Source organism: Jeotgalibacillus sp. JSM ZJ347 (assembly GCF_044383825.1).
GTDB lineage: Bacteria > Bacillota > Bacilli > Bacillales > Jeotgalibacillaceae > Jeotgalibacillus.
The window spans coordinates 204,535-224,423 of record NZ_JBISEN010000001.1; the positions used below are offsets into that span (position 1 = coordinate 204,535).

Sequence of the window (19,889 nt, forward strand, 5' to 3'; positions counted from 1 at the left end):
AAATGATTATATAGACTTAGTTAAAAAGGAGTGGTGTGCTTTGAGGAGATTATTATTAGTCCTGTTAACACTTATTTTGGTATGGGTGCCTTTCAGTACCCACATATTGCAAACTGCATTAGCAAACAGCACGAAAGAGAACCAGGTACATTTTCTTGTTATCTATGCAGAAACTCCGCCACAAAATTTATCATTTAATAGTAACGACAGCTATGAAATTACTTATGAAGCGATGTCAATGAAAAGATTTGTCGCAGACAGAGCTGATTTAAATGGAAAGTATGATGGCATTATCATCTCAGAAGGAAACTATTCAACTGAAGGCGTAAAAGTGAATAGCAAAGATCATGCCACGCAGCGTTTAATGAATGATATAACAAATAATAAAGCTGATCAGATCATAAAACATTACGTTCAAAAAAATCAGCCTGTATTTATTCATGCAGATAGTATAGCTAACGGTGGAAAGTTGCAAGCAAAATTATCTAATCTAGCAGGAAATTCAGTCAAATATTATCGCGGTGGGCAAAATCAACTACTGCAGACTGTTGCCGCATATATGAATACAGCATTTATTAAAAAGCCGTCATTTAACGTGACTCAAAAGCCGGAAGATGTGAGTAAAAAGGTTTATAGAAAAAATGAGGAAATCTCATATTCAATCAATATTCATAATACTAATGTGAGTGGAATGAAGCTGAGATTATATATTGACCAGAATTTTAATGATAGGTTTGAATCTGGTGAAGTTGTAAAAGAGGTGAATGTAACCAATCACCAGCAGACGCTAACATTTAAACTACCTCATGGTTTCTCAGGTCCGAGAACGTGGAAACTTGAACTGGTTCAACCGCGCGGACAATTCGCTGTAAGCGATTATGAGACGGGAAGCTTCTTATTTGAAGATAAAGAGATTGAAATTAACGTTTTACAGGTACACCCAAGTAACAGCAGTGCTAGCTCACTGAAGAAATCTCAAAATATGAAGCAAAGTTATCTAGAAAGAGACGGCCAGTATAAGATCAATATTGATGTGACCAAATTTGATGTGTTTAACAGCAGTCCCGGATCAGGAGGAGATTCTGGTAAATACTCTCATTCTTTGATCAACGGAAAATATGATATGATTATTTTTGGTTTTGGTGATTCCTATAACAGTAATACAAACCTGAGTGCCGGTGCAATAAAGTCTGTAGAGAACTTTATTGAGTCAGGACAAAGTGTCATGTTTACACATGATACAATTTTTCAGACTAATAATGATTGGGTTAAGCATTTTATGGATGAGACAGGTCAGATTGCTCCCCATACAAATATGGGATACGGGGCTCCGAACCGGTCAACACAAACGAAAAAGGTAAATGAAGGAATGATGACATCTTTTCCATATGATCTTCCTGAAAATGTATCAATCGCGTCAACGCACAATCAATACTATACACTTGACCTTGAAGATGAGAATCTCATTCCATGGTATAACATTACCGGCAGCAACAGAGATGTAAATGACAGCTGGAATCATTATTATACTTACTCTAAAGGAAACGTAACTTATTCCGGCACGGGGCATACGTCTACAGGATTTCCTGATGGCGAGCAGCGGCTATTTGTAAATACAATGTATCGTGCATTTACAGGTGCAAATCAGGCCCCGGAAATCAATGTGGAATCACCTGATGATGCTGAAGAGTTTCCATTGAATCAGACGATACCTATCAGTTTTACTGTAACCGATGATCATCTTTCATCAAAAAGAAATAAAGTGAAAGTATATCTGAATAATCAGGTAGTTTTCGAAAAGAATGATGTAAGAAATAATGAGTTTATCTCTTTTCAGGCAGAACATGGCATGGAAAGTGAAGGGGAAGTTGACATCAGAATTGTTGCGCAGGATGAAAAAGGCGCGGAAACTGTTAAAACGAGAACCGTAACATTATTTGAACTACCTGATAACCTGCTTGAATTATCAAGAAAGCTAGACCCGGTTAAACAGGTATATGAAGTAGAACGGGATTTGATTAAAGTAAATTATACAATTGATCTAAAGCCTATTGAAAGAAATGAAATCGGCGGGCAAAAATCGTTCTGGATTGAAAATGTTCAATATGAAGAAGTCTTTCCGCCAAATGTGGAAATTATGGACCTGCCATCCTTTTTAACAAAAAAAGGAACGCTTCAATCAGGGTATACAGTAACAGGTCTGATCGAAGAACGGATTGATTATACAAAGGATTACGATGATTGGAAAGGAAAGTGGCGCGGGGCTGATCCAGTCAGCTTTTCAATCGGTATAAAAGTGACAGAGGGCGGTAAGTACTCACTTAATGATACGACGTTAACACATGATCAGGTATACGAAAAGGAAAAGAAAAATAATGGAAATAAAGAAGATTATTCCGGGACATTTGAAAGCAGCTTCAACAGGCTTGATTTTGTCGCAGGGAATCCGATCATTGATGTCAAGTTGACTGAATCTATCGTCCTTGACAAAGGAATTGAAAGAAACCTCCTTGCATCAGGTGACTTCAGCTATGAGCCGGATGAAGCGCAGGTGGATCGAATTGAATGGTCCACATCAGATCCGGCAATTGTAACAGTAACCCCTAATGGCGTCATTGAAGCAACTGGAAGTGGGGAAGCCTTAATTACTGTAAAAGTAACTGATATGTTTGGCAATGAAATCACTAGAACTTCAAACGTGTCTGTAAGAGTACCGATTGAATCCATAGACTTAGGCAGTGTTGAACTGTATGTTGGTGAAACTGCTGAACTGCCGCTCACGGTCAATCCGTCTGATGCTTCCGGAAGTATTGAAATTTCTTTTGAAAACACTACAGTTGCATCAGTCAATACAGCCACACGAACTGTAACAGGGCTGCAGCCTGGAACAACAAAGGCTATAGCAAAGGGTATTAACGCAAATGGTACTGAAGTAAGAGCTGAAGCACTGATTACTGTAAAAACGAGAGAAATTGAATCTCTTAATGTAGAACCTGGAGAAATTACAATTAATAAGAATGACAGCTTTGATTCGTTTACAGTTTCAGTTCAACCTGACTACGCTGAGATTGACAGTCTGGAGTGGAGCTCTGATAACCCTTCAATAGCAGAAGTAACTTCACCGGGCGTCATTGTTGGTAAGGGAGCAGGAACGACGGTCATTCGTATTCAGGCGCCTAATGGTGTGCGTGATGAAGTGACTGTCAATGTCGTATCGCCACTGACTGATGCAGGATTTATCTCAGATTCAGTTACGATCAGTAAAGGCGATGAGTATCCGTTATCTTCAGAGCTACAAATTACACCTACTGATGCGACTGACATCGCAAGTATTGTCTATGAAGACATTACTGAGGGTGGTGTGAATCCATCTATCACACTTGAAAGTAATGGGAACGTCTACGGTTTACGTACTGGAGAAAATAATTATGTCCGGGTTACCGTGACGACTGAGGACGGAAAAATTTTCACCGATACGATTAAAGTTATTGTTACAGATAGAGCAGATCAGGCAGACCCTGAAGATGGAGACAGATACTAAAAGGCTGAGCAATCAGCCTTTTCTTTTTTCGTAACCGCTTTTGTAAGGAGGTATGATCATGAAAAAACGTATATTAATCGCACTCGTAGTCCTTTTATTAGCAGTGTTTGCTGTAACCTTTTATGTCTTTGGCAGACCGGCTGAAATAGATAACGAAGCTTTATTTAATGCAATAGCAGAAGGTGATCAGGCAGCAGTCTCATCTATGATTGAAAATGGTCAGGCAGTTAATCTCACAAATGATGCAGGTATGACCGCTTTTCAGGTATCAGTAACGTCGCTACAGCCGGGGGTTGGTGAATTGCTGCTTGACGAAGGCGCAGACCCGTCACAAGAAGATGCGTGGCTGATTGCCCAATCTATGATTGATCCCGCGTTAGATGAAGAAGGGATAAACGATCAGATGTTTTCCCTGATTCAAAAGCTGCACGAACAGGATAGCGATTTGATTTTCGAACTGAATGATGAAGATGAGACCCTGCTATTTGAAGCAGTGAGGATGCACCACGAAGCTTTATTTGCCTGGTTGACTGAACAGGGAGTCGATACAGGTGCCATTAATTCCTCAGGGGATACGTTGTTTCATACAGCTGCAAGGTTTCCATACAAATCTGTATCCTTTGTGACTGAATTTGTATCGTATCCGGGAGGTAAAGTGAATGGTAACAGTGATATGCCAATCACGGCTGCAGTAAAGTCAAACAATCCGGAATGGGTGAGGGTATTTGCAGAAGCCGATGAAGTAAATTGGCAAAATCAACAAGGCTGGACGGCACTCATGTTTGCCTCCGATTACGGTTTCACTGAAAGTGTTTCAATGTTACTCGAACTGGGGGCAGACACTGATATTGAAAATGATAACGGGAATACAGCTGCAGATCTTGCAGCAAATTATGATAATGGAGAAATACTTTCCCTGCTCAATCAAAACTAAAAAATCAGCGGAATCTATCCCGCTGATTTTTTTATTCTTCACGATTTATTTTTCTGTAAGTGTCTTCAATCACATCAAGCTTCTCAACTTCCGGAAGTGCCTGCAGTTTTTCCAGAAACAGCCGCTGGTTATTCCGGACAAAAAGGCGTGATTTCTGAAAAGCTGCGCTGTCTTCAGGTGTCGCTGTGAAAATAATATCATCAGGGCCTTCTGATGTATCGCCCCTGTAACTATTGAACTCAAGAGAACCTTTGCTGAATACGCCGCCGTCAATATAGACATATGATCCGACAGCGTAGATTTCTGCATTTTCATCGGTATATAAAAAAGCATTTAACTGATTTGGGAATTCTGTAAAATCAGCTGGGTTACTGAACGAATTCAGCAGCGCGATGTCAAGTCTTCCACCGCTCATCAATATCAGCTCACCACTACCTGCTGGCCGTGTGATATTGGCATTGAAGACAGTGGTTTCCCCTAATGCGTACACCACAGAATCCATTGCCAGATCTCCGCGTAATGTCACATCTCCGAATACAATAATATTTGCACTAATATCAGCTGTTTCACCAGCCGCGCTTTCTAAAATCAGATCACCCATGACCACAACCCATTTATCAGAATCTACAGACAGTGAATCTGTGTTTAAAAAAGCATCTGAGAGATATACATGATTTTTGTCAGATGATACTGATGTAATAACATTTTCTTCATGTAAAACTGTGTCATCGGACAGAGCATTCTTATAAGCAGCGGTGTTTGGGTAGTTTCTAATTGCAATAATGGAATCACCTTCTGCGATAAGATCAGCTTCTGTTTCAGTAAAAGCTGAGTCGATTTTCTGTATTTTAGAAGTAACTGTCGGCATCAGCTTAACATCAATATACTCTGTTGCTTCCCCCAGCGCAGGTGACTGATAGCTGAATGATCCCGACAGTAACGTTTCCAGTTGCAGCTGCTGCCAGTTGGGTGACTTTGTAAAAGTACCTCCAGTTGTCTCAAAACAATTAAAACCATCGGTGTAATCGCAGCTGCTTGCAATTCCTGACTCCTCCAAAACTAGACTTGATCGTTCAGATACGGTAGGGAAATCATTTTTAACTGTATTTAAGCGTCCTTCATAAATATATTTTGCTTCATTTGATACATTCAGCTGGTTGTTCGCATAAATATCTCCGTCGATATACATCCCGCCATGTAAGCTCAGTTCATCCCGTGCTCCGGCAGCATATTTTAAAAAGCTTGGCATCGCTGTAATATAAACCAGTTTTGCATAATCTTCGCTGTACCCGGTACTACTGATTTCATATACTCTGGTGTAAACATTATTCAGATCAATATCATATTCTGAAGACCGGTCTATTACATTGATATTTAATCCTTCAGAGGTGAGTGAGCTGATGATCTGATCAAGTTCACTCTGATAAATGTCACCAGGTGAAGAAAAACTGTTATTCTGAATCTGGTATTTGAGAATAACAGTCCCCTGTTCAATGGCTCTTATCGCATCAGAATCTTCAACAATTGTATCTTCCCTTAGTTCAGTGCGCTGCGTACTGCCGATTGTGACCGTAAGCAGCACAGCGCCAAGTGTGGTAAATACCAGAATGATCAGCATTACTGTTAACAGCGTATATCCGGATTCATTTTTCACAATTTCACCCCTCAAAATCCAAAATCTGACCTTAATTGAATTGGGTCCATTTTATCTGCTACCCTTGCATTTGCAGGAAGAATCGATAGGTTCAGCTCAATAATGCCGGTTGGCAGCCCTTCTTCGCAATTACTCTCACACTTCAATTCGATTGAACTTCCTTCATTCTGTAATACGACAGATTCACCAGAGATGATCAATTCAGGTGAATCACCTGCAACAGGATTACCTGATTCTTTCTCATCAGCTGTTATTTCATCAAAAACAATCATGTCTCCTTCAAAATAAATGTACATATCATGTGATGAATCAGGCTGTTCAACAAGATAGTTTGTTACATCCTTTTCAGTCAGTCTCGTCAGCATAACCCCTTTTTTTGTATCGTCTTCAAAAGGGGTGACAAAATCAGGCTTTTGTGTGTAAAGCTCATTCATGATCATCGTCGCCATATAATCCGTTTCATCTCTGGCCTGACCAAGAGATGAAGTTTTTTCATACAAAGACAGCCCGGATACGAAAACGCCATAAATAGATGCGCTGAAAATAGCGGCAACTGTAATACCAGCCAATACTTCGATCAGCGTCATTCCTCTTTCGTTTAAATTATTCACGGCGCAGCACCCCCCTGACTGTCACCTGATCATTTCTTTTTCTTTCCCATTCAACTTTTGCTTCAACCTGAATCATTTCCTCTTTCAGCACATCAGCCTGGTCACTTGTGATACTTCCGTCCTCTGCAATCCCATAATATGAAAGTACCACTTCAGCATTGTAGGTCTGATTATTAATGACAGGTTCAAAAACAGCTGAACAGGCAGCTGGATCTTCAAACAGGTTTTGGCCGGAAATTACTGCAGAACAATCATCAGCATTAATTGTTCTAACATTTCCGACAGCATCAAGGTAACCCTTAAACTGAAGAAAATCCTGACTTTCAATATACGTTACAGCGTTGCGTGCAGCATTACTGCCAATGGTCTGATCCTGGTTGGAAAAAGTGTAGTTATAAGAATTTAAAAAGAAAGTCAGAAGTGAAAAGATAATGATATTCAGAAGTGTAATAGAGGCTAACACTTCAATCAGGGTAAATGCTTTTTTATTATGAAATACGTAAAAAGACATGCTTTTTCACTTCTTTCAATTTGATTAGTTTTATTATACAATAATAATCATATATATCATATGAACTAAAATAGATGATTAGGAGTGAAGTAATGGGGGCTTATATATTTGCCATCATTGGAATGCTGATCGTAATTCCAATTTTATATTTTCTTCCGCTTGGTTTCTCGACCGGAGGAACATTTTTAATAGCCGGGATTGCATTTACAGCAGCATTGCTGTTTATTTTACTCCAGAATATTCTCGATCTCTGGACAGCGCTGCTTGCCGGAGTCGGAATCATCTTAATTAGTGCGATTGCTCTTCAAAGAAAAGGTGAATCTTTTATACTTGAAGCGGCTGATCATGAAGATGAAGATCTCCCGGATTCGCTGGACGACATAAATGAAGAAGACGTTTCTGCTGAACCGGTTCAGCAGGATGATGAAGAACCATTCGATATCATCATACATAATGAAGCGTACATGCAGGAAAAACATGATGATGTGATTGAAGAGGATCTACCTCTACCGGATCACAACCCGATAGATGAACAGGATGAATCATCTGAAAGCGAAGCAGAACCTGAACAATCAGAAATATCTGAAGATCATGAGGAAAGGGAAATGGCTGAGCTGTTTGAATCCCGTAACCATATGATCCTTCGGGTGCCGGAGCCTGAGATAATATCGGCATATGAAAAACCTGAAGCAGCTGAGAAGGATGAGGTGCCGGAGGCGGACCGTTCATGGCTTGAAAGTGCCGCTGTTTTAGATACGGAGGCAGCCCCTGAAGATTTGAAAACTAAAGAACCGGAACAACAAGACGAGGAACCGGTGATGAATCAGGAAGAGCAGTTGTTTTTTACAAACCTTCGTCTTGAAGAGGATGACCCTGAACACATCACTGATACGGACGACTCTGATAAGAAGCCAGCTGCGGAAGAGCCAGAAAGCACAGAATCTCTCATTCTGGCAGAAGGTGATATCAGGGAAGAACCTGAAGATACATCAGAGCCTTTACCAGCTCATAATGAAGAAACCGGTGTGGAACGTCAGTTAGATTTAAAAGATGCTGACCTGTCTTTATATAGTGAAGATCAGAAACATTCGACAGAAGAACAGCTGTCAGAGGATAAGGAAGTCACTTTGGCGGAATCAGCTACAGAGAATGGTGAACCTGAAAACTTCCCTGGGCCTGCAGTGATTGATGAACAGATCTTTAACCTGATTACGTCTGAATTTGATTCGCATAAAGGCGCTGATATAGAAGAGCTTGAGAATGAAATTCGGGAAACGTTGAATCTCACATCTGATCCGTCACAGCAGTTTGCGCTTTACCGGATCTTACTGGAACAGATGGTTCATCAGCAGCTAATAACTGAAGCGCTGACGCTCAGTAACGAAGTATCAGAGACCTTTGAAAACGAGTTTATTGACATTGAAATGAAAGAATTACGCAACTTGCTATCACAGAAAAATTAAAAAAGAATAGGTGTGGGAAAAATGATGAAAAATAGTAGAGAACTTATCGGTCTGCCGGTTATCTCAATTACAGATGGAACAGAGATTGGTACAGTGAAATCAATTGTTGTAAACCCTGAGAAGCGGTCAGTAGACTTTATTGCGATTGAACATGAAGATTGGCAGACAAGTGTCAGAGCGATTCCATTTAAAAAGATTATTGGACTTGGTGGCTATGCAATCACTGTGGAAAACAGCGGAGCGGTTATTGATCTGAATGAAATTCCAATTGCCAATCAACTGCTGAACAGAAAAATATCTGTTGCAGATACGAAAGCGATAACGAAAAAAGGTCAGCTGGCGGGCGAGATCAAGGAATATTACTTCAATGAAGATACCGGCTCAATTGAAACGCTGAATATTGATGCTGCTGATCAAAACGGTTTTATCAATGCTGACTTTGTTATTACCTATGGTAAAGACATTATTGTGTTAGAAGAAGAGGCGTTAGTGTCTATCCGCGAAACGATTGAAGCGGTGTCTGAACCTGAAACTAATACTGAAGAACCTTCAAAAGTCGATCAGCTGAAAGAAAAACAAATGACGATGCTTGTTGGTAAGACTCTGAAAAATGATGTAACAGATTACAGCGGTGAAAAAATTCTTTCAGCAGGAGAAGTATTGACAGAAGACCAGGTTGAAATGACAAAACAAAAAGGGCCTTCTACTTTTGCAAAACTTGCAACTTCAGTTGAATAATGAAAGTTGGTGCGGTTCATGAATCAGAACATTGCTTTAAAAATGCTTGGAGTCATGCTGCTTTCTTTTATCATCATTGCCGGTGCAGCCGTGACAGGTCCCGCACTGCTTCCTGATGTTACAGCAGGAGAAGAAATTTTCAGTGAGGGCACAATGATTGGCAGAACGAATGTTGCCGGTCTTTCTTTTGAAGAAGCTGAGGCTGCAGTGACAGAGGATATTTTAAACTGGCAGCAGCAGTCAGAGCTGATCGTTACATACGGTGAGGAAAAATCTGAATTGGATCCTGAATTAATTGAGTTCTTTCCTAGAGAAGCTGTTCAGACTGCTAATGATGGCGCTGTGAACCCTGTTCCTTTAAATGTGAATATGGGGGATGCCGTGATGATCCTGAACAGAGATTTTGGACTGCCAGAATCAGAAGTACTTGATCCTGCAAAAGTCCAGAGTGAAATTGAAAGGAGAATTACTTTCCTTCAAACGGGAGAAGAAGATCCGATTGAATTATCAGTTCTTCTTGCTTCCGGTACCGGTGAAACGCTCATTGCTGAAGCGGCAGGAAATTTTACCGTCACAGCTGCACAGCAAAATTACATCTTTACACACGAATCTGTCACGCTTGCACCGGGAGAGTACTACTCTGTATTAAATCTCTCAAATCAGGTCATTGAATCTGTGGAAGATTACGAGATAACTGATGAAGAGCTCTCTAAAATCGCAAGTGTCATTCACACAGCAGTCCTTGAAACTCCTTTAGCGATTGCAGAGCGCCACATCAGTTTGATGTTGCCTGATTATGCTGTACCCGGAAAGGAAGCGAGCATAGCAATCGCCGGAAATAACGATTATAAAGTAATGAATGCAACGCAGTCTCCATTTACGATTAACCTTGAGTCCATTCAGGGCGCGTTGTACGTTCGGATTACAGGACCTGTTCAGCCGTTCACCTATACCGCTGAAATCCCTGAAACAGATATTCTTCCATTCAGAACGGTTCGCCAGTACAGTGCGTTTGTAGCAGACGGAGCAGTTGAAGTGACAGAACCCGGTCTCGATGGTCAGCTTATACCAATTGAGCGCGTAACGCTTGACGTCGATTCGATTGAAATAGACAGGGAATTTTTATACGAAGACTTCTATCCGCCGGTTCACCGTGTTGAAGTGACCAGTCTGGATTCACCTGCACCGCTTGCTGAGGAGAACCCGGAAGAGCAGGATGATTCTGAAAACACTGATAATCCTTCAGACGCTGAAGATGAAAATAACCAGACAGATGGTGAAAATAACGAAAGCCCTGCTACCGGTAATGCAGGTGAGAATTCCGGCGCCAACGATTCGGATGAAAATTCATCCGGTCAAAATAATGCCGGGGGCGGATCTGCAGGCAGCGGTTCAGATCAGAATAATGGTGAGAACGAGCACGGCAGAAAAGAAAATGATCAGAACAAATCCATAAAACAGGATCAGAACCCAAAGTAAATGTCAGGAGGAAAGGCTGATGACAGTTCAACCAAAAAAGCGCCTTGGTGATATGCTGATCGAAGCAGGCGTACTTTCACAGGAACAGCTTGAAAAAACGCTCTCTGAAAAACAGCAGCACTTGAAGCTCGGCGATGCACTGCTTGAAAGAGGGTACATCACTGAGCAGCAATTAATTGAAGTACTCGAAGTGCAGCTTGGCATTGAGCGGGTCAGCCTTTACAGATATCCATTTGACACGAATCTGTTCACACTGATTCCGAAAGATGATGCCCAGCGCAAATTAATTATCCCGCTAAAAAAAGAAGCGGAAAAGCTTTATGTGGCTATGAACGACCCGATGGATTATTACACAATTGAAGATCTGAGACTGTCCACCGGCTTTGAAATAAGACCGGTTATTTCTACCAAAGATGATATTATCAGATCTATTAATAAGTATTATGAGACTGAAGAAGGCTTTGAAGACCTGAAAATTGATGAATCAAAAGATGTCTCTGCGCAGGAACTGACAGATATGGAGTCGCCGATCATCAGGCTGGTGAATCAGCTGTTATCAGCAGCATCTTCCCAGCGCGCAAGTGATATTCACATTGACCCGCAGGAAACAAAAGTTCTCGTGAGAATCCGTGTGGACGGTGTGCTGCGGACAGAACGCGTGCTACCAAAGCACATTCAGTCCATGCTGACTGCACGTATTAAAATACTTGCCAATATTGATATCACAGAACAGCGGATTCCGCAGGACGGACGTATTAAGATCAATGTGGACTACAAACCAATTGATCTGCGTGTATCAACGCTTCCGACTGTATACGGTGAAAAAATTGTTTTGCGTATTCTTGATTTAAGCAGCTCGCTTAATGATATTCAGACGCTCGGATTTAACCGGCTGAATCTGAAGCGGTTCCAGTCCATGATTGAAAAGCCGACCGGCATTGTGCTGATTACAGGGCCAACCGGTTCAGGAAAATCCTCCACGCTTTATGCGGCACTAAACAAATTGAACAGTGAAGATGTCAACATTATCACTGTTGAAGATCCGGTTGAATATCAACTTGAAGGCATTAATCAGATTCAGGTGAATACCAACGTCGGTCTTTCATTTGCTAAAGGACTACGGGCGATTTTGCGTCAGGATCCAAATGTCATTATGGTCGGAGAAATCCGTGATCAGGAAACGGCTGAAGTCGCAATCAGGGCGTCACTGACAGGTCACCTTGTCTTAAGTACGATCCATACGAATGATTCACTCAGTACAGTGACTAGACTCTTTGATATGGGCGTGGAGCCGTTTTTAATTGCTTCCTCACTGAGCGGGGTTGTTGCGCAGCGTCTTGTGAGAAAAGTCTGCCGTGACTGTGCAGAAAAGCAGGAAGCTACAGTCAGCGAAAAAGAGATTTTTGCCAAGCGTGGTATTCAGATTGAAACTGTCTTTAGAGGTAAAGGGTGCACGTCATGTAATATGACCGGTTACAAAGGACGAATCGCCATACATGAAGTGCTAATGATTGATGAAGAAATGAGAAATATTATCTTAAACCGTGAATCGTTTGCCAGACTGAGAGAAGTTGCGATTAAAAACAAAACGATCTTTCTGATTGATGATGGACTGCTGAAAGTGAAGCAGGGCATTACAACCACTGAAGAGATCATGCGTGTGGCAATAGAATAGGAGCTGTATGTATGAAAGAGGAAATGCATTACCTGCTGAAAACCGCTTTTGAACTCGGTGCATCTGATATGCATCTTTCTGTCGGGTCTCCACCGGTACTGAGAATTGACGGCAGCCTGAAAAGACTTGGCAAAGATAAACTTAGAGGTGAACATACGCAGAAGATGGCAGAAGCTATTTTTCCGGATGGAAAATGGCAGAACTTTCTTGAAAAAGGGGAAATCGACTTTTCCTATGGTCTCCCGGGCGTATCTAGATTCCGTGTGAATGTTTATCACCAGCGGAACTGCATGTCACTTGCGATCCGTGTGATCCCAACATCTATTCCGACATTAAAAAGTCTGAGTCTGCCGCCTGTGCTTGAGGAAATTGCCCATTATCATCAGGGACTGGTTCTTGTGACAGGGCCGACCGGCAGTGGTAAATCCACCACACTTGCCTCAATGATTCAGCACATTAACCAGACTGAGAAAAAGCACATTATTACCCTTGAGGATCCGATCGAGTATCTTCATAGCCACGAGGGCTGTATCATCGATCAGCGTGAGGTAGGGTATGACACGAAAACATTTGCCAACGGACTCAGAAGTGCACTCAGACAGGACCCGGACATTATTCTGGTGGGGGAAATGAGAGACCTTGAAACGATCCAGACAGCGATCACTGCTGCAGAAACTGGTCACCTTGTATTTGCCACGCTTCACACATCAAGTGCGGCATCAACCGTTGAACGGATCATTGACGTGTTCCCGCCTGAACAGCAGCCACAGATCAGGCTGCAGCTTGCAAGTGTTTTAAAAGGTGTCATCTCGCAGCGTCTGCTGCCTCTAAAAGATAAAAAAGGAAGAGTCGCCGCCGTTGAGATTATGACACATAACGCCGCTGTTGCAAACCTAATCCGAACGGAAAAAGTCCACCAGCTGCCTTCAGTCATTCAGACATCTATGGCACAGGGTATGCAGCTCATTCAGACAGCGGTCAGAGAGCTCTATGATAAAAATATGATTTCGCAGGAAACGGCGAAACCGTACATGTAAGGGGGGAGCTCGGGATGGCACGTTTTAAATATGAGGGCAGAACAAAAAGCGGGCTGAAAAAAGGGATCGTCTCGGCGGTAACGAGAAAAGAAGCGATCCAGCAGCTTGCCGCTGATGGGATCCGCGTGACTGATATTGAAGAGCAGCAGGAAACGCTTTTAACAAAAGATATTGCAATCGGGAATCCGGTTAAGCTTCAGCACCTGCTGATTTTTGTGAGACAGTTTTCCACGCTGTTAAAAGCAGGTGTGACAGTGGTCGACTCAACTGCTGTACTTGCAAAACAGACGGAAAGTAAAGCGCTCAGGAAGGCGTTGCAGTCAGTGGAAGCTGACCTGCGTGAAGGTAATACGCTATCTGAATCCCTGGCAAAGTTCAACCGGATATTTGAACCGTTCTTTGTCAATATGCTGAGATCCGGTGAAGCAACCGGTAACCTTGATGAGACGCTCGAGCGTTTGGGTGATCACTACGAGAAGCAGTATAATACTCGCCAGAAAATCAGGTCAGCGCTATCCTACCCGGTTGTGGTGGCGATTGTGGCATTTGGGGTTGTCATTTTTCTATTGACCTCAGTCGTGCCGACATTTGTTAATATGTTCGCAGATTTCGGTGGTGAACTGCCGCTTATTACACAGTTCGTTCTCGGTGCCAGTGATTTTATGGTCAACTGGTGGTATATCGTAATATTATTGATAGCCGGAATTGCAGCCGGGGTTATTGCGCTGAAAAAACATCCGAAAACTAAATATCAGTTTGACTATTTTGTACTGAAAATCCCGCTTTTTGGCAAGCTCATACAAAAAGCAGTACTTGCCAGGCTGACAAGAACGCTGAGCTCTCTTTTTTCAAGCTCTGTTCCAATCCTGCAGGCGCTTGCTATCTCAGAAACGATTGTTGAAAATGAAGTCATTGCAAAAGTCATCAGGGAATCAAGAGAATCACTTGAAAGAGGAAATTCACTAACAGACCCGATGAAAAATCACTGGGCATTTCCACCCCTGATCTCACAAATGATACAAATTGGTGAACAAACCGGTTCTTTAGACGCGATGCTTGGAAAAGTGGCAGACTTCTACGAAAAAGAAGTTGACCATGCCACAGAACAGCTGAAATCACTGATCGAACCGCTGATGATCGTTTTTTTAGCAGGTATCGTCGGAACAATTGTGACCGCTATCATGGTACCAATGTTTGAGATCTTTAATGACGTTCAGCAATATTAGATACATTTTAGCTATTTTATGCTATATTTATGCTATATTTTTCATGTAAAAGTATAGTAGTATAAAAGTAGAGGAAAAACACTAACAAATGGAGGAATACACATGTTTAAGAAAATGAAGTCAATGATTAAAAATGAACGTGGTCTGACACTAATTGAATTACTTGCAGTTGTTGTTATCCTTGGCATTATTGCAGCGATTGCGATTCCGGCGATTGGCGGAATTATTGATAACACAAGACAGGACGCACACGTTGCGAATGCGCAACAGATGATTAGTTCGGCGAAGATTGCAGTAGCAGGGGATAATAACTTAGTACCGGAATCAGGAAATACAGTATCAATTACACTTGGTACGCTAGAAAATGAAGGTTACATTGAAACTTTAGAGGATCCAGATGGGGATAACGATACTTATAATAGAGACGATTCGGTGGTTATAGTTACTGCTGATGCTGGAAATCAATTAACATATACTGTTTATTTAAATGGTGATGAAAGAGATGTTGAAGATCCTGCTAACGAAGATGACCCTGTTGCTGAAGCAGCATTAGATCGAAATGCAGTAGTAAACGACTAAAAAACAAGCCCCCCGGGCTTGTTTTTTTACTATCTAAAAGTCCCAAATACGTTATAATGAGATTATCCTATTTCACCATAGGACAACATTGATTGACAGCTGAATTCAGCCGAGAAAGGGTTTTTACATGCTAAAGTCATTATTAAGCCGCTCCGATCAGTTTGTACATATTGTTTTTTCAGAAGAAGCCATCAGAATGGTGGAACTGAAGTCACTGAACCCGCTTGATATTAAACAGGTGCAGTATTATGAACTGCCTGAAGGGATCATCCAGCGCGGGAAGATAGAAGACGCAGAAACGCTTGAATCCATTTTAGAGCAGTGTGTACGCGACTGGAAGATTAAAAGGAAAAAAGTGCAGTTTACTGTACCGGATCATTATGTGATTGTGCGACAGATTGAATTAAAGGAAAACCTCTCCGATCAGGAAATTCACGGTTATTTATATATGGAGCTTGGTAACAGGATTCAACTGCCATTTGATGATCCTGTATTTGATTTTGTGAAATTACCGGGTGACAATAAGAGAAATATTATAATTTTTGCTTCACCTGTTGATGTGGTGAGCAGTTACAGGGACCTGTTTGATAAAGCTTCCCTTGAACCCCTGACCGCTGATATTACACCGCTCTCCTTATACAGGTATTATCAGCATACAGGAACGCTTGATCAGACGGATCATTTAATGTTTTTACATATGGAACCGAGTCAGCTGACCGTGTCAGTATTTCATAACGGGTTCCCGTTATTTATGAGACCGATTGATCTTTGGGACATAGAATTTGAGGAACTTTATAGTGAAATCGAAAAAATTATGCGATTTTATCAGTATTCTGTTGTACAGGATGACGGTGAGATCGGGAAAATTTATTTAAGCGGAGACCACTCTGATGTGGAAGACTTTCACCAGGGGTTATCTGACACGGTGAGAGTGAAGGTTGAAAAGCCATTTATCACAAGGGAAATTAATCACCTGGATATCGATCCAAAAGGATTTGAAGTGGCGATTGGTCTTGCGTTAAAAGAGGGACTGCGATGAATCAGATATCCATTAACTTACTCCCTAGAAAACAGAGAAAACAGCGGTTTAACAAGGTTTTTATACTGCCAATTCTGATTGCTTTTATTCTTCTGATCGCAGCTGTATTTGTGCTTCAGTGGTCAAAAAATGAAGAGCTCAGCATACTTGAATCACGTCTTGAACAGGCTGAACAGGAAAAGCTGCTGCTTGAACAGCAAAATGCTGTAAGCGAACCTTCCGGGGGCATCACAGATCTTGAATCCGCGATCACCTTTATGGAGGATTATCCGATTCCAACAGTTGAAGTGCTCGATTATTTGACAGAACTTTTACCTGAAAGAGGATTTTTCGAGTCATTTCAGTATACCGACACAGGTCTGATTACGCTGACGGTTCAGTTCGATCTGAGCAGAGAGGCAGCATTTTATCTGCACCAGCTTGAGCAGTCCGACCGGGTGGCTGAAGCATCCCTTCAAAGCATGGTAACAGAAGAAATAGATACAGAGGCTGCAGGAACAGAAGAGATCCTGCCGCGTTATATTGCGCAGTATACAGTGATGCTGAACAAACAGACATTCAGGGAGGGTGATGAACTTGAATAGTGGAATAAACAAATCGTCACTGATCACCATTGTCCTCGCAGTCCTTGCAGTCATGCTTCCTGTTGCACTGTATTTTATGCTGATCTATCCATTAAATGCTGAGGTTGAACTGAAAACGCAGCAGCTCGAAACGGAGGAACAGCTGATCGATGCACTCCTTTTAAACAGTGAAAACGTTACAGCCGTAACGCTTGAAAGCAGTGCTGAGCTGCAAAAGCAGGTACCTGTTAAACCGCTCGTTGATCAGCTGATTCTTGAACTTGAAAAAGCAGAGCTCGTATCCCGCAGTCTGATCAGCTCTATAAATATTACTGAATCGGAAGTGACATCGCTGAATGAGGTGGAAGAAGCGCCTGAGCAGATGGGAAATCCGCTAGAAACGCCGGCTGAGGGAAATGCAGCACTTAATGAAGATACTGAAGAAGTTGTCGTAGAAACAGAGCCGGTTCCGCTAGATATCCAGGCACCGGCAGGGCTTTATAAAGTACTGATGAACCTGTCCGTTTCCTCTGACAGTTATTTTGAAATGCAGCAGTTTTTAGATGTACTCGAACAGTCAAACCGGATTATGGAAGTGGAGCAGATCAGTTTTTCAGATGACGGTGAGCAGGTGTCAATCAATGACCTGTCTGAACCGTTTGTCTACACACTGTCTGTTGCGGCATTTTATTATCCGGAGCTTGAAGAACTTGTCAGTGAACTGCCGCTGATCAATGCACCGCCACCGGCCGAAAAGAATAACCCGCTCTCACAATTTCCTGATCTTAATGAAGATGACGAGGAAGAGGAATGAAAAAAAACAATGAACGAGGGTTTACGCTCATCGAACTGCTCGCTGTAATTGTAATTCTCGGTATTCTCTTGTCTATTGGTGCACTTATGATCCAGACGACAATCTCAAAAGCGAAACAGGATGCTTTTATTTCAAATGCCTACACAATGAAAGAAGCTGCAAGAAAATATGCATTGTATCACCGGATTGATGAAACACCTGTTGACCGTGTAACGTATCAGGATCTTTTGAATGAAGGACTTGTTGAAGAAGCCCGGGACCCGTTTACAGGTGAAATATTTGCTGAAGATAATCCAAGCTACGTCGTATTTTCAGGGATTGAGCCGGTTTCTATCTGCCTTTATGCTGAAAGCCATAAAATCTGCGGTAGTAGGGATTCAGAGGAACCATCAACTTTTGATTCGTTATCACGTGACAGCATTACGCCATATTAAAAGGAGCTTTGAGCTGATGTCCATTTTATTTTCCGGTCTGTTTTTTCTTTACGGCACAATATTTGGTTCTTTCTATAACGTAGTCGGTCTGCGGGTGCCGAAAAAAAAATCCATCGTAAGCCCGGGCTCCGCCTGTCCTAAGTGTGGTCACCGGTTAAAATGGACTGAGCTCATACCGGTACTTTCATATTTTCTGTTAAGAGGAAAATGCAGCAGCTGCGGTTTAACGATCCCTGTTAAATATCCGGTGATAGAAGCTTTTACAGGTCTTTTATTTGCACTCAGCTTTTATGTATATGGGTTTTCAGGTGAGCTGATAGTCAGCGTCTTGTTTGCATCACTGCTGATCATTATATCTGTATCTGACCTTGAATATATGCTGATCCCTGACCGTATTCTGTTATTTTTCGGCGGCCTGCTTTTGATGCTCAGAATAATTGCTCCTTTATCCCCCTGGTGGGACGCCCCCCTTGGAGCTGCATCAGGCTTTACCCTTTTACTGTTAATCGCCATTATCTCAAAAGGCGGTATGGGCGGCGGGGACATTAAGCTTTATGCCGTTATTGGATTAGTGCTTGGGGTGAAACTGACGCTGCTGTCTTTCTTTATCGCAACATTCATCGGAACAGCAGCAGGCTTGTTTGCCATTTACGCGAGAAAGAAATCGAGAAAAGACCCAGTGCCGTTCGGACCTTCAATTGCGGCGGGTGCAATGATTGCTTATTTCTGGGGGAATGATCTGATCTCGGCTTATATGAATCTGATTTTCTGACGGGCAAAATGTCTGTCGGAATCTCTCGTGAACAGGACGACAAATGTCTTGTTCTTTTTTTTATGTTTCATGCTAGCCTCTACTTATCTGAAGAAAAGAAGGAGCGCTCAAGATGAAACAGGAACCGGCTTCGAAAAATAAAGATGGAACCATTATTCAATTTCCTTCATTTGAGAACAGAAAACAGACAAAAGGGTTAATGTTATTTCCGATTGTATCAGGTATTTTATGTGCGGCGATTTTCGGACTGATTTTAAATCTCTTGTTAGAAAAGCCTGAACAGCAGCCGCTGCTTGCTGAGCCGCCTGAAGAGACAAGCCTGTTTGAAGTACCTGCATTCACTTTTTGGGTGCTGCAGGCCGGGGCGTTCAGCACGGAAGCAGGAGCTGATGACTTCATTTCCACGCTGTCTTCTGAGACGCCATACGTTCTGGTAAAACAGGATGATATGCATCTTTTATGGATCGGGGCAGCCGGAACAGAAGAAAAGGCAAAAGCGCTGGCAGCCGCTCATACCGGAGATGTATACCTGAAACAAATCGGTGTAGAAGCGTTTCAGCTCGACCTGTCTGAAAAAGAATGGGAATGGCTGTCCGCTATAATAGGTGCAATACATCAAAAACTCACATCACCCGGCTCAGCGTTTACTGCGACTAGCGGTGAGCTGGAGAATAATGATCTTGAAACGCTGCAGAAAGTAATCAAAAATAGCAGTGGTGAAACAGCCTTTCTACAAAGTCTTGGTGCGATTTTACAGCTTGAAAAGAATAGCAGTGAATGAAGGTTAATTTCATTTGATACAGGCGGCACAGCGGGGGC

18 protein-coding genes are annotated in these 19,889 nt (G+C 42.1%); 15 read left to right on the plus strand and 3 right to left on the minus strand.

The genetic code is table 11. The annotated features are described in order from the left end of the window. The first annotated feature begins 40 nt into the window (after positions 1-40). Positions 41-3,541 carry a DUF5057 domain-containing protein gene (locus ACH6CZ_RS00965; RefSeq protein ID WP_374095571.1) on the plus strand — a complete coding sequence of 1,167 codons (3,501 nt, stop codon included), beginning with the start codon at positions 41-43 and terminating at the stop codon, positions 3,539-3,541. Between the two features lie 58 nt (positions 3,542-3,599). Then, positions 3,600-4,475, plus strand: a complete 876-nt coding sequence (locus tag ACH6CZ_RS00970) for an ankyrin repeat domain-containing protein (RefSeq protein WP_374095572.1) — start codon at positions 3,600-3,602, stop codon at positions 4,473-4,475. A 31-nt stretch (positions 4,476-4,506) separates the two neighbouring features. On the opposite strand, the gene ACH6CZ_RS00975 is transcribed toward ACH6CZ_RS00970, so the two are convergent. The 3 genes from ACH6CZ_RS00975 to ACH6CZ_RS00985 are packed head-to-tail and all read right to left on the minus strand — an operon-like array spanning position 4,507 to position 7,251. Then, the gene (locus ACH6CZ_RS00975) at positions 4,507-6,129 is read right to left on the minus strand and encodes a hypothetical protein (protein ID WP_374095573.1); all 1,623 of its coding nucleotides are present in this window, start codon (positions 6,127-6,129) and stop codon (positions 4,507-4,509) included. Between the two features lie 11 nt (positions 6,130-6,140). Further along, entirely contained in the window at positions 6,141-6,740 is a 600-nt protein-coding gene (locus tag ACH6CZ_RS00980; protein WP_374095574.1) for a PilW family protein, read from the minus strand. Then, on the minus strand, positions 6,733-7,251 hold the full coding sequence (locus ACH6CZ_RS00985) for a prepilin-type N-terminal cleavage/methylation domain-containing protein (RefSeq protein ID WP_374095575.1): 519 nt from the start codon (positions 7,249-7,251) through the stop codon (positions 6,733-6,735). The genes ACH6CZ_RS00980 and ACH6CZ_RS00985 overlap by 8 nt, the downstream gene beginning before the upstream one ends. 92 nt (positions 7,252-7,343) lie before the next feature. Between ACH6CZ_RS00985 and ACH6CZ_RS00990 the strand changes: the two genes are divergently transcribed. The 13 genes from ACH6CZ_RS00990 (at position 7,344) to ACH6CZ_RS01050 (ending at position 19,851) form a co-directional block, all read left to right on the plus strand. Further along, positions 7,344-8,714: a phage holin family protein gene (locus tag ACH6CZ_RS00990; protein ID WP_374095576.1), complete on the plus strand. Its 1,371-nt coding sequence runs from the start codon at positions 7,344-7,346 to the stop codon at positions 8,712-8,714. Positions 8,715-8,735: 21 nt separating this feature from the next. Then, complete coding sequence (locus tag ACH6CZ_RS00995) at positions 8,736-9,452, plus strand: PRC-barrel domain-containing protein (RefSeq protein WP_374095577.1); 717 nt, start codon at positions 8,736-8,738, stop codon at positions 9,450-9,452. An 18-nt stretch (positions 9,453-9,470) separates the two neighbouring features. Beyond that, positions 9,471-10,931 (plus strand): VanW family protein, encoded by a 1,461-nt coding sequence (locus tag ACH6CZ_RS01000; RefSeq protein ID WP_374095578.1) that lies wholly within the window; start codon positions 9,471-9,473, stop codon positions 10,929-10,931. 19 nt (positions 10,932-10,950) lie between these two features. Next, on the plus strand, positions 10,951-12,606 hold the full coding sequence (locus ACH6CZ_RS01005) for a GspE/PulE family protein (protein WP_374095579.1): 1,656 nt from the start codon (positions 10,951-10,953) through the stop codon (positions 12,604-12,606). Positions 12,607-12,617: 11 nt separating this feature from the next. Beyond that, the gene (locus ACH6CZ_RS01010; RefSeq protein ID WP_374095580.1) at positions 12,618-13,643 is read left to right on the plus strand and encodes a type IV pilus twitching motility protein PilT; all 1,026 of its coding nucleotides are present in this window, start codon (positions 12,618-12,620) and stop codon (positions 13,641-13,643) included. A gap of 14 nt (positions 13,644-13,657) precedes the next feature. Next, positions 13,658-14,869 (plus strand): type II secretion system F family protein, encoded by a 1,212-nt coding sequence (locus ACH6CZ_RS01015; RefSeq protein WP_374095581.1) that lies wholly within the window; start codon positions 13,658-13,660, stop codon positions 14,867-14,869. Between the two features lie 102 nt (positions 14,870-14,971). Beyond that, entirely contained in the window at positions 14,972-15,448 is a 477-nt protein-coding gene (locus ACH6CZ_RS01020) for a prepilin-type N-terminal cleavage/methylation domain-containing protein (RefSeq protein WP_374095582.1), read from the plus strand. Positions 15,449-15,575: 127 nt separating this feature from the next. After that, the gene (pilM, locus tag ACH6CZ_RS01025) at positions 15,576-16,487 is read left to right on the plus strand and encodes a type IV pilus biogenesis protein PilM (protein WP_374095583.1); all 912 of its coding nucleotides are present in this window, start codon (positions 15,576-15,578) and stop codon (positions 16,485-16,487) included. Then, entirely contained in the window at positions 16,484-17,071 is a 588-nt protein-coding gene (locus ACH6CZ_RS01030; protein ID WP_374095584.1) for a PilN domain-containing protein, read from the plus strand. Before pilM ends, ACH6CZ_RS01030 begins: the two co-directional genes overlap by 4 nt. Continuing rightward, entirely contained in the window at positions 17,064-17,864 is an 801-nt protein-coding gene (locus tag ACH6CZ_RS01035) for a hypothetical protein (protein ID WP_374095585.1), read from the plus strand. The genes ACH6CZ_RS01030 and ACH6CZ_RS01035 overlap by 8 nt, the downstream gene beginning before the upstream one ends. Next, positions 17,861-18,298 carry a type II secretion system protein gene (locus ACH6CZ_RS01040; protein WP_374095586.1) on the plus strand — a complete coding sequence of 146 codons (438 nt, stop codon included), beginning with the start codon at positions 17,861-17,863 and terminating at the stop codon, positions 18,296-18,298. The genes ACH6CZ_RS01035 and ACH6CZ_RS01040 overlap by 4 nt, the downstream gene beginning before the upstream one ends. A gap of 16 nt (positions 18,299-18,314) precedes the next feature. Next, the gene (locus tag ACH6CZ_RS01045) at positions 18,315-19,070 is read left to right on the plus strand and encodes a prepilin peptidase (protein ID WP_374095587.1); all 756 of its coding nucleotides are present in this window, start codon (positions 18,315-18,317) and stop codon (positions 19,068-19,070) included. Positions 19,071-19,182: 112 nt separating this feature from the next. Continuing rightward, entirely contained in the window at positions 19,183-19,851 is a 669-nt protein-coding gene (locus ACH6CZ_RS01050) for an SPOR domain-containing protein (RefSeq protein ID WP_374095588.1), read from the plus strand. Positions 19,852-19,889 lie beyond the last annotated feature (38 nt).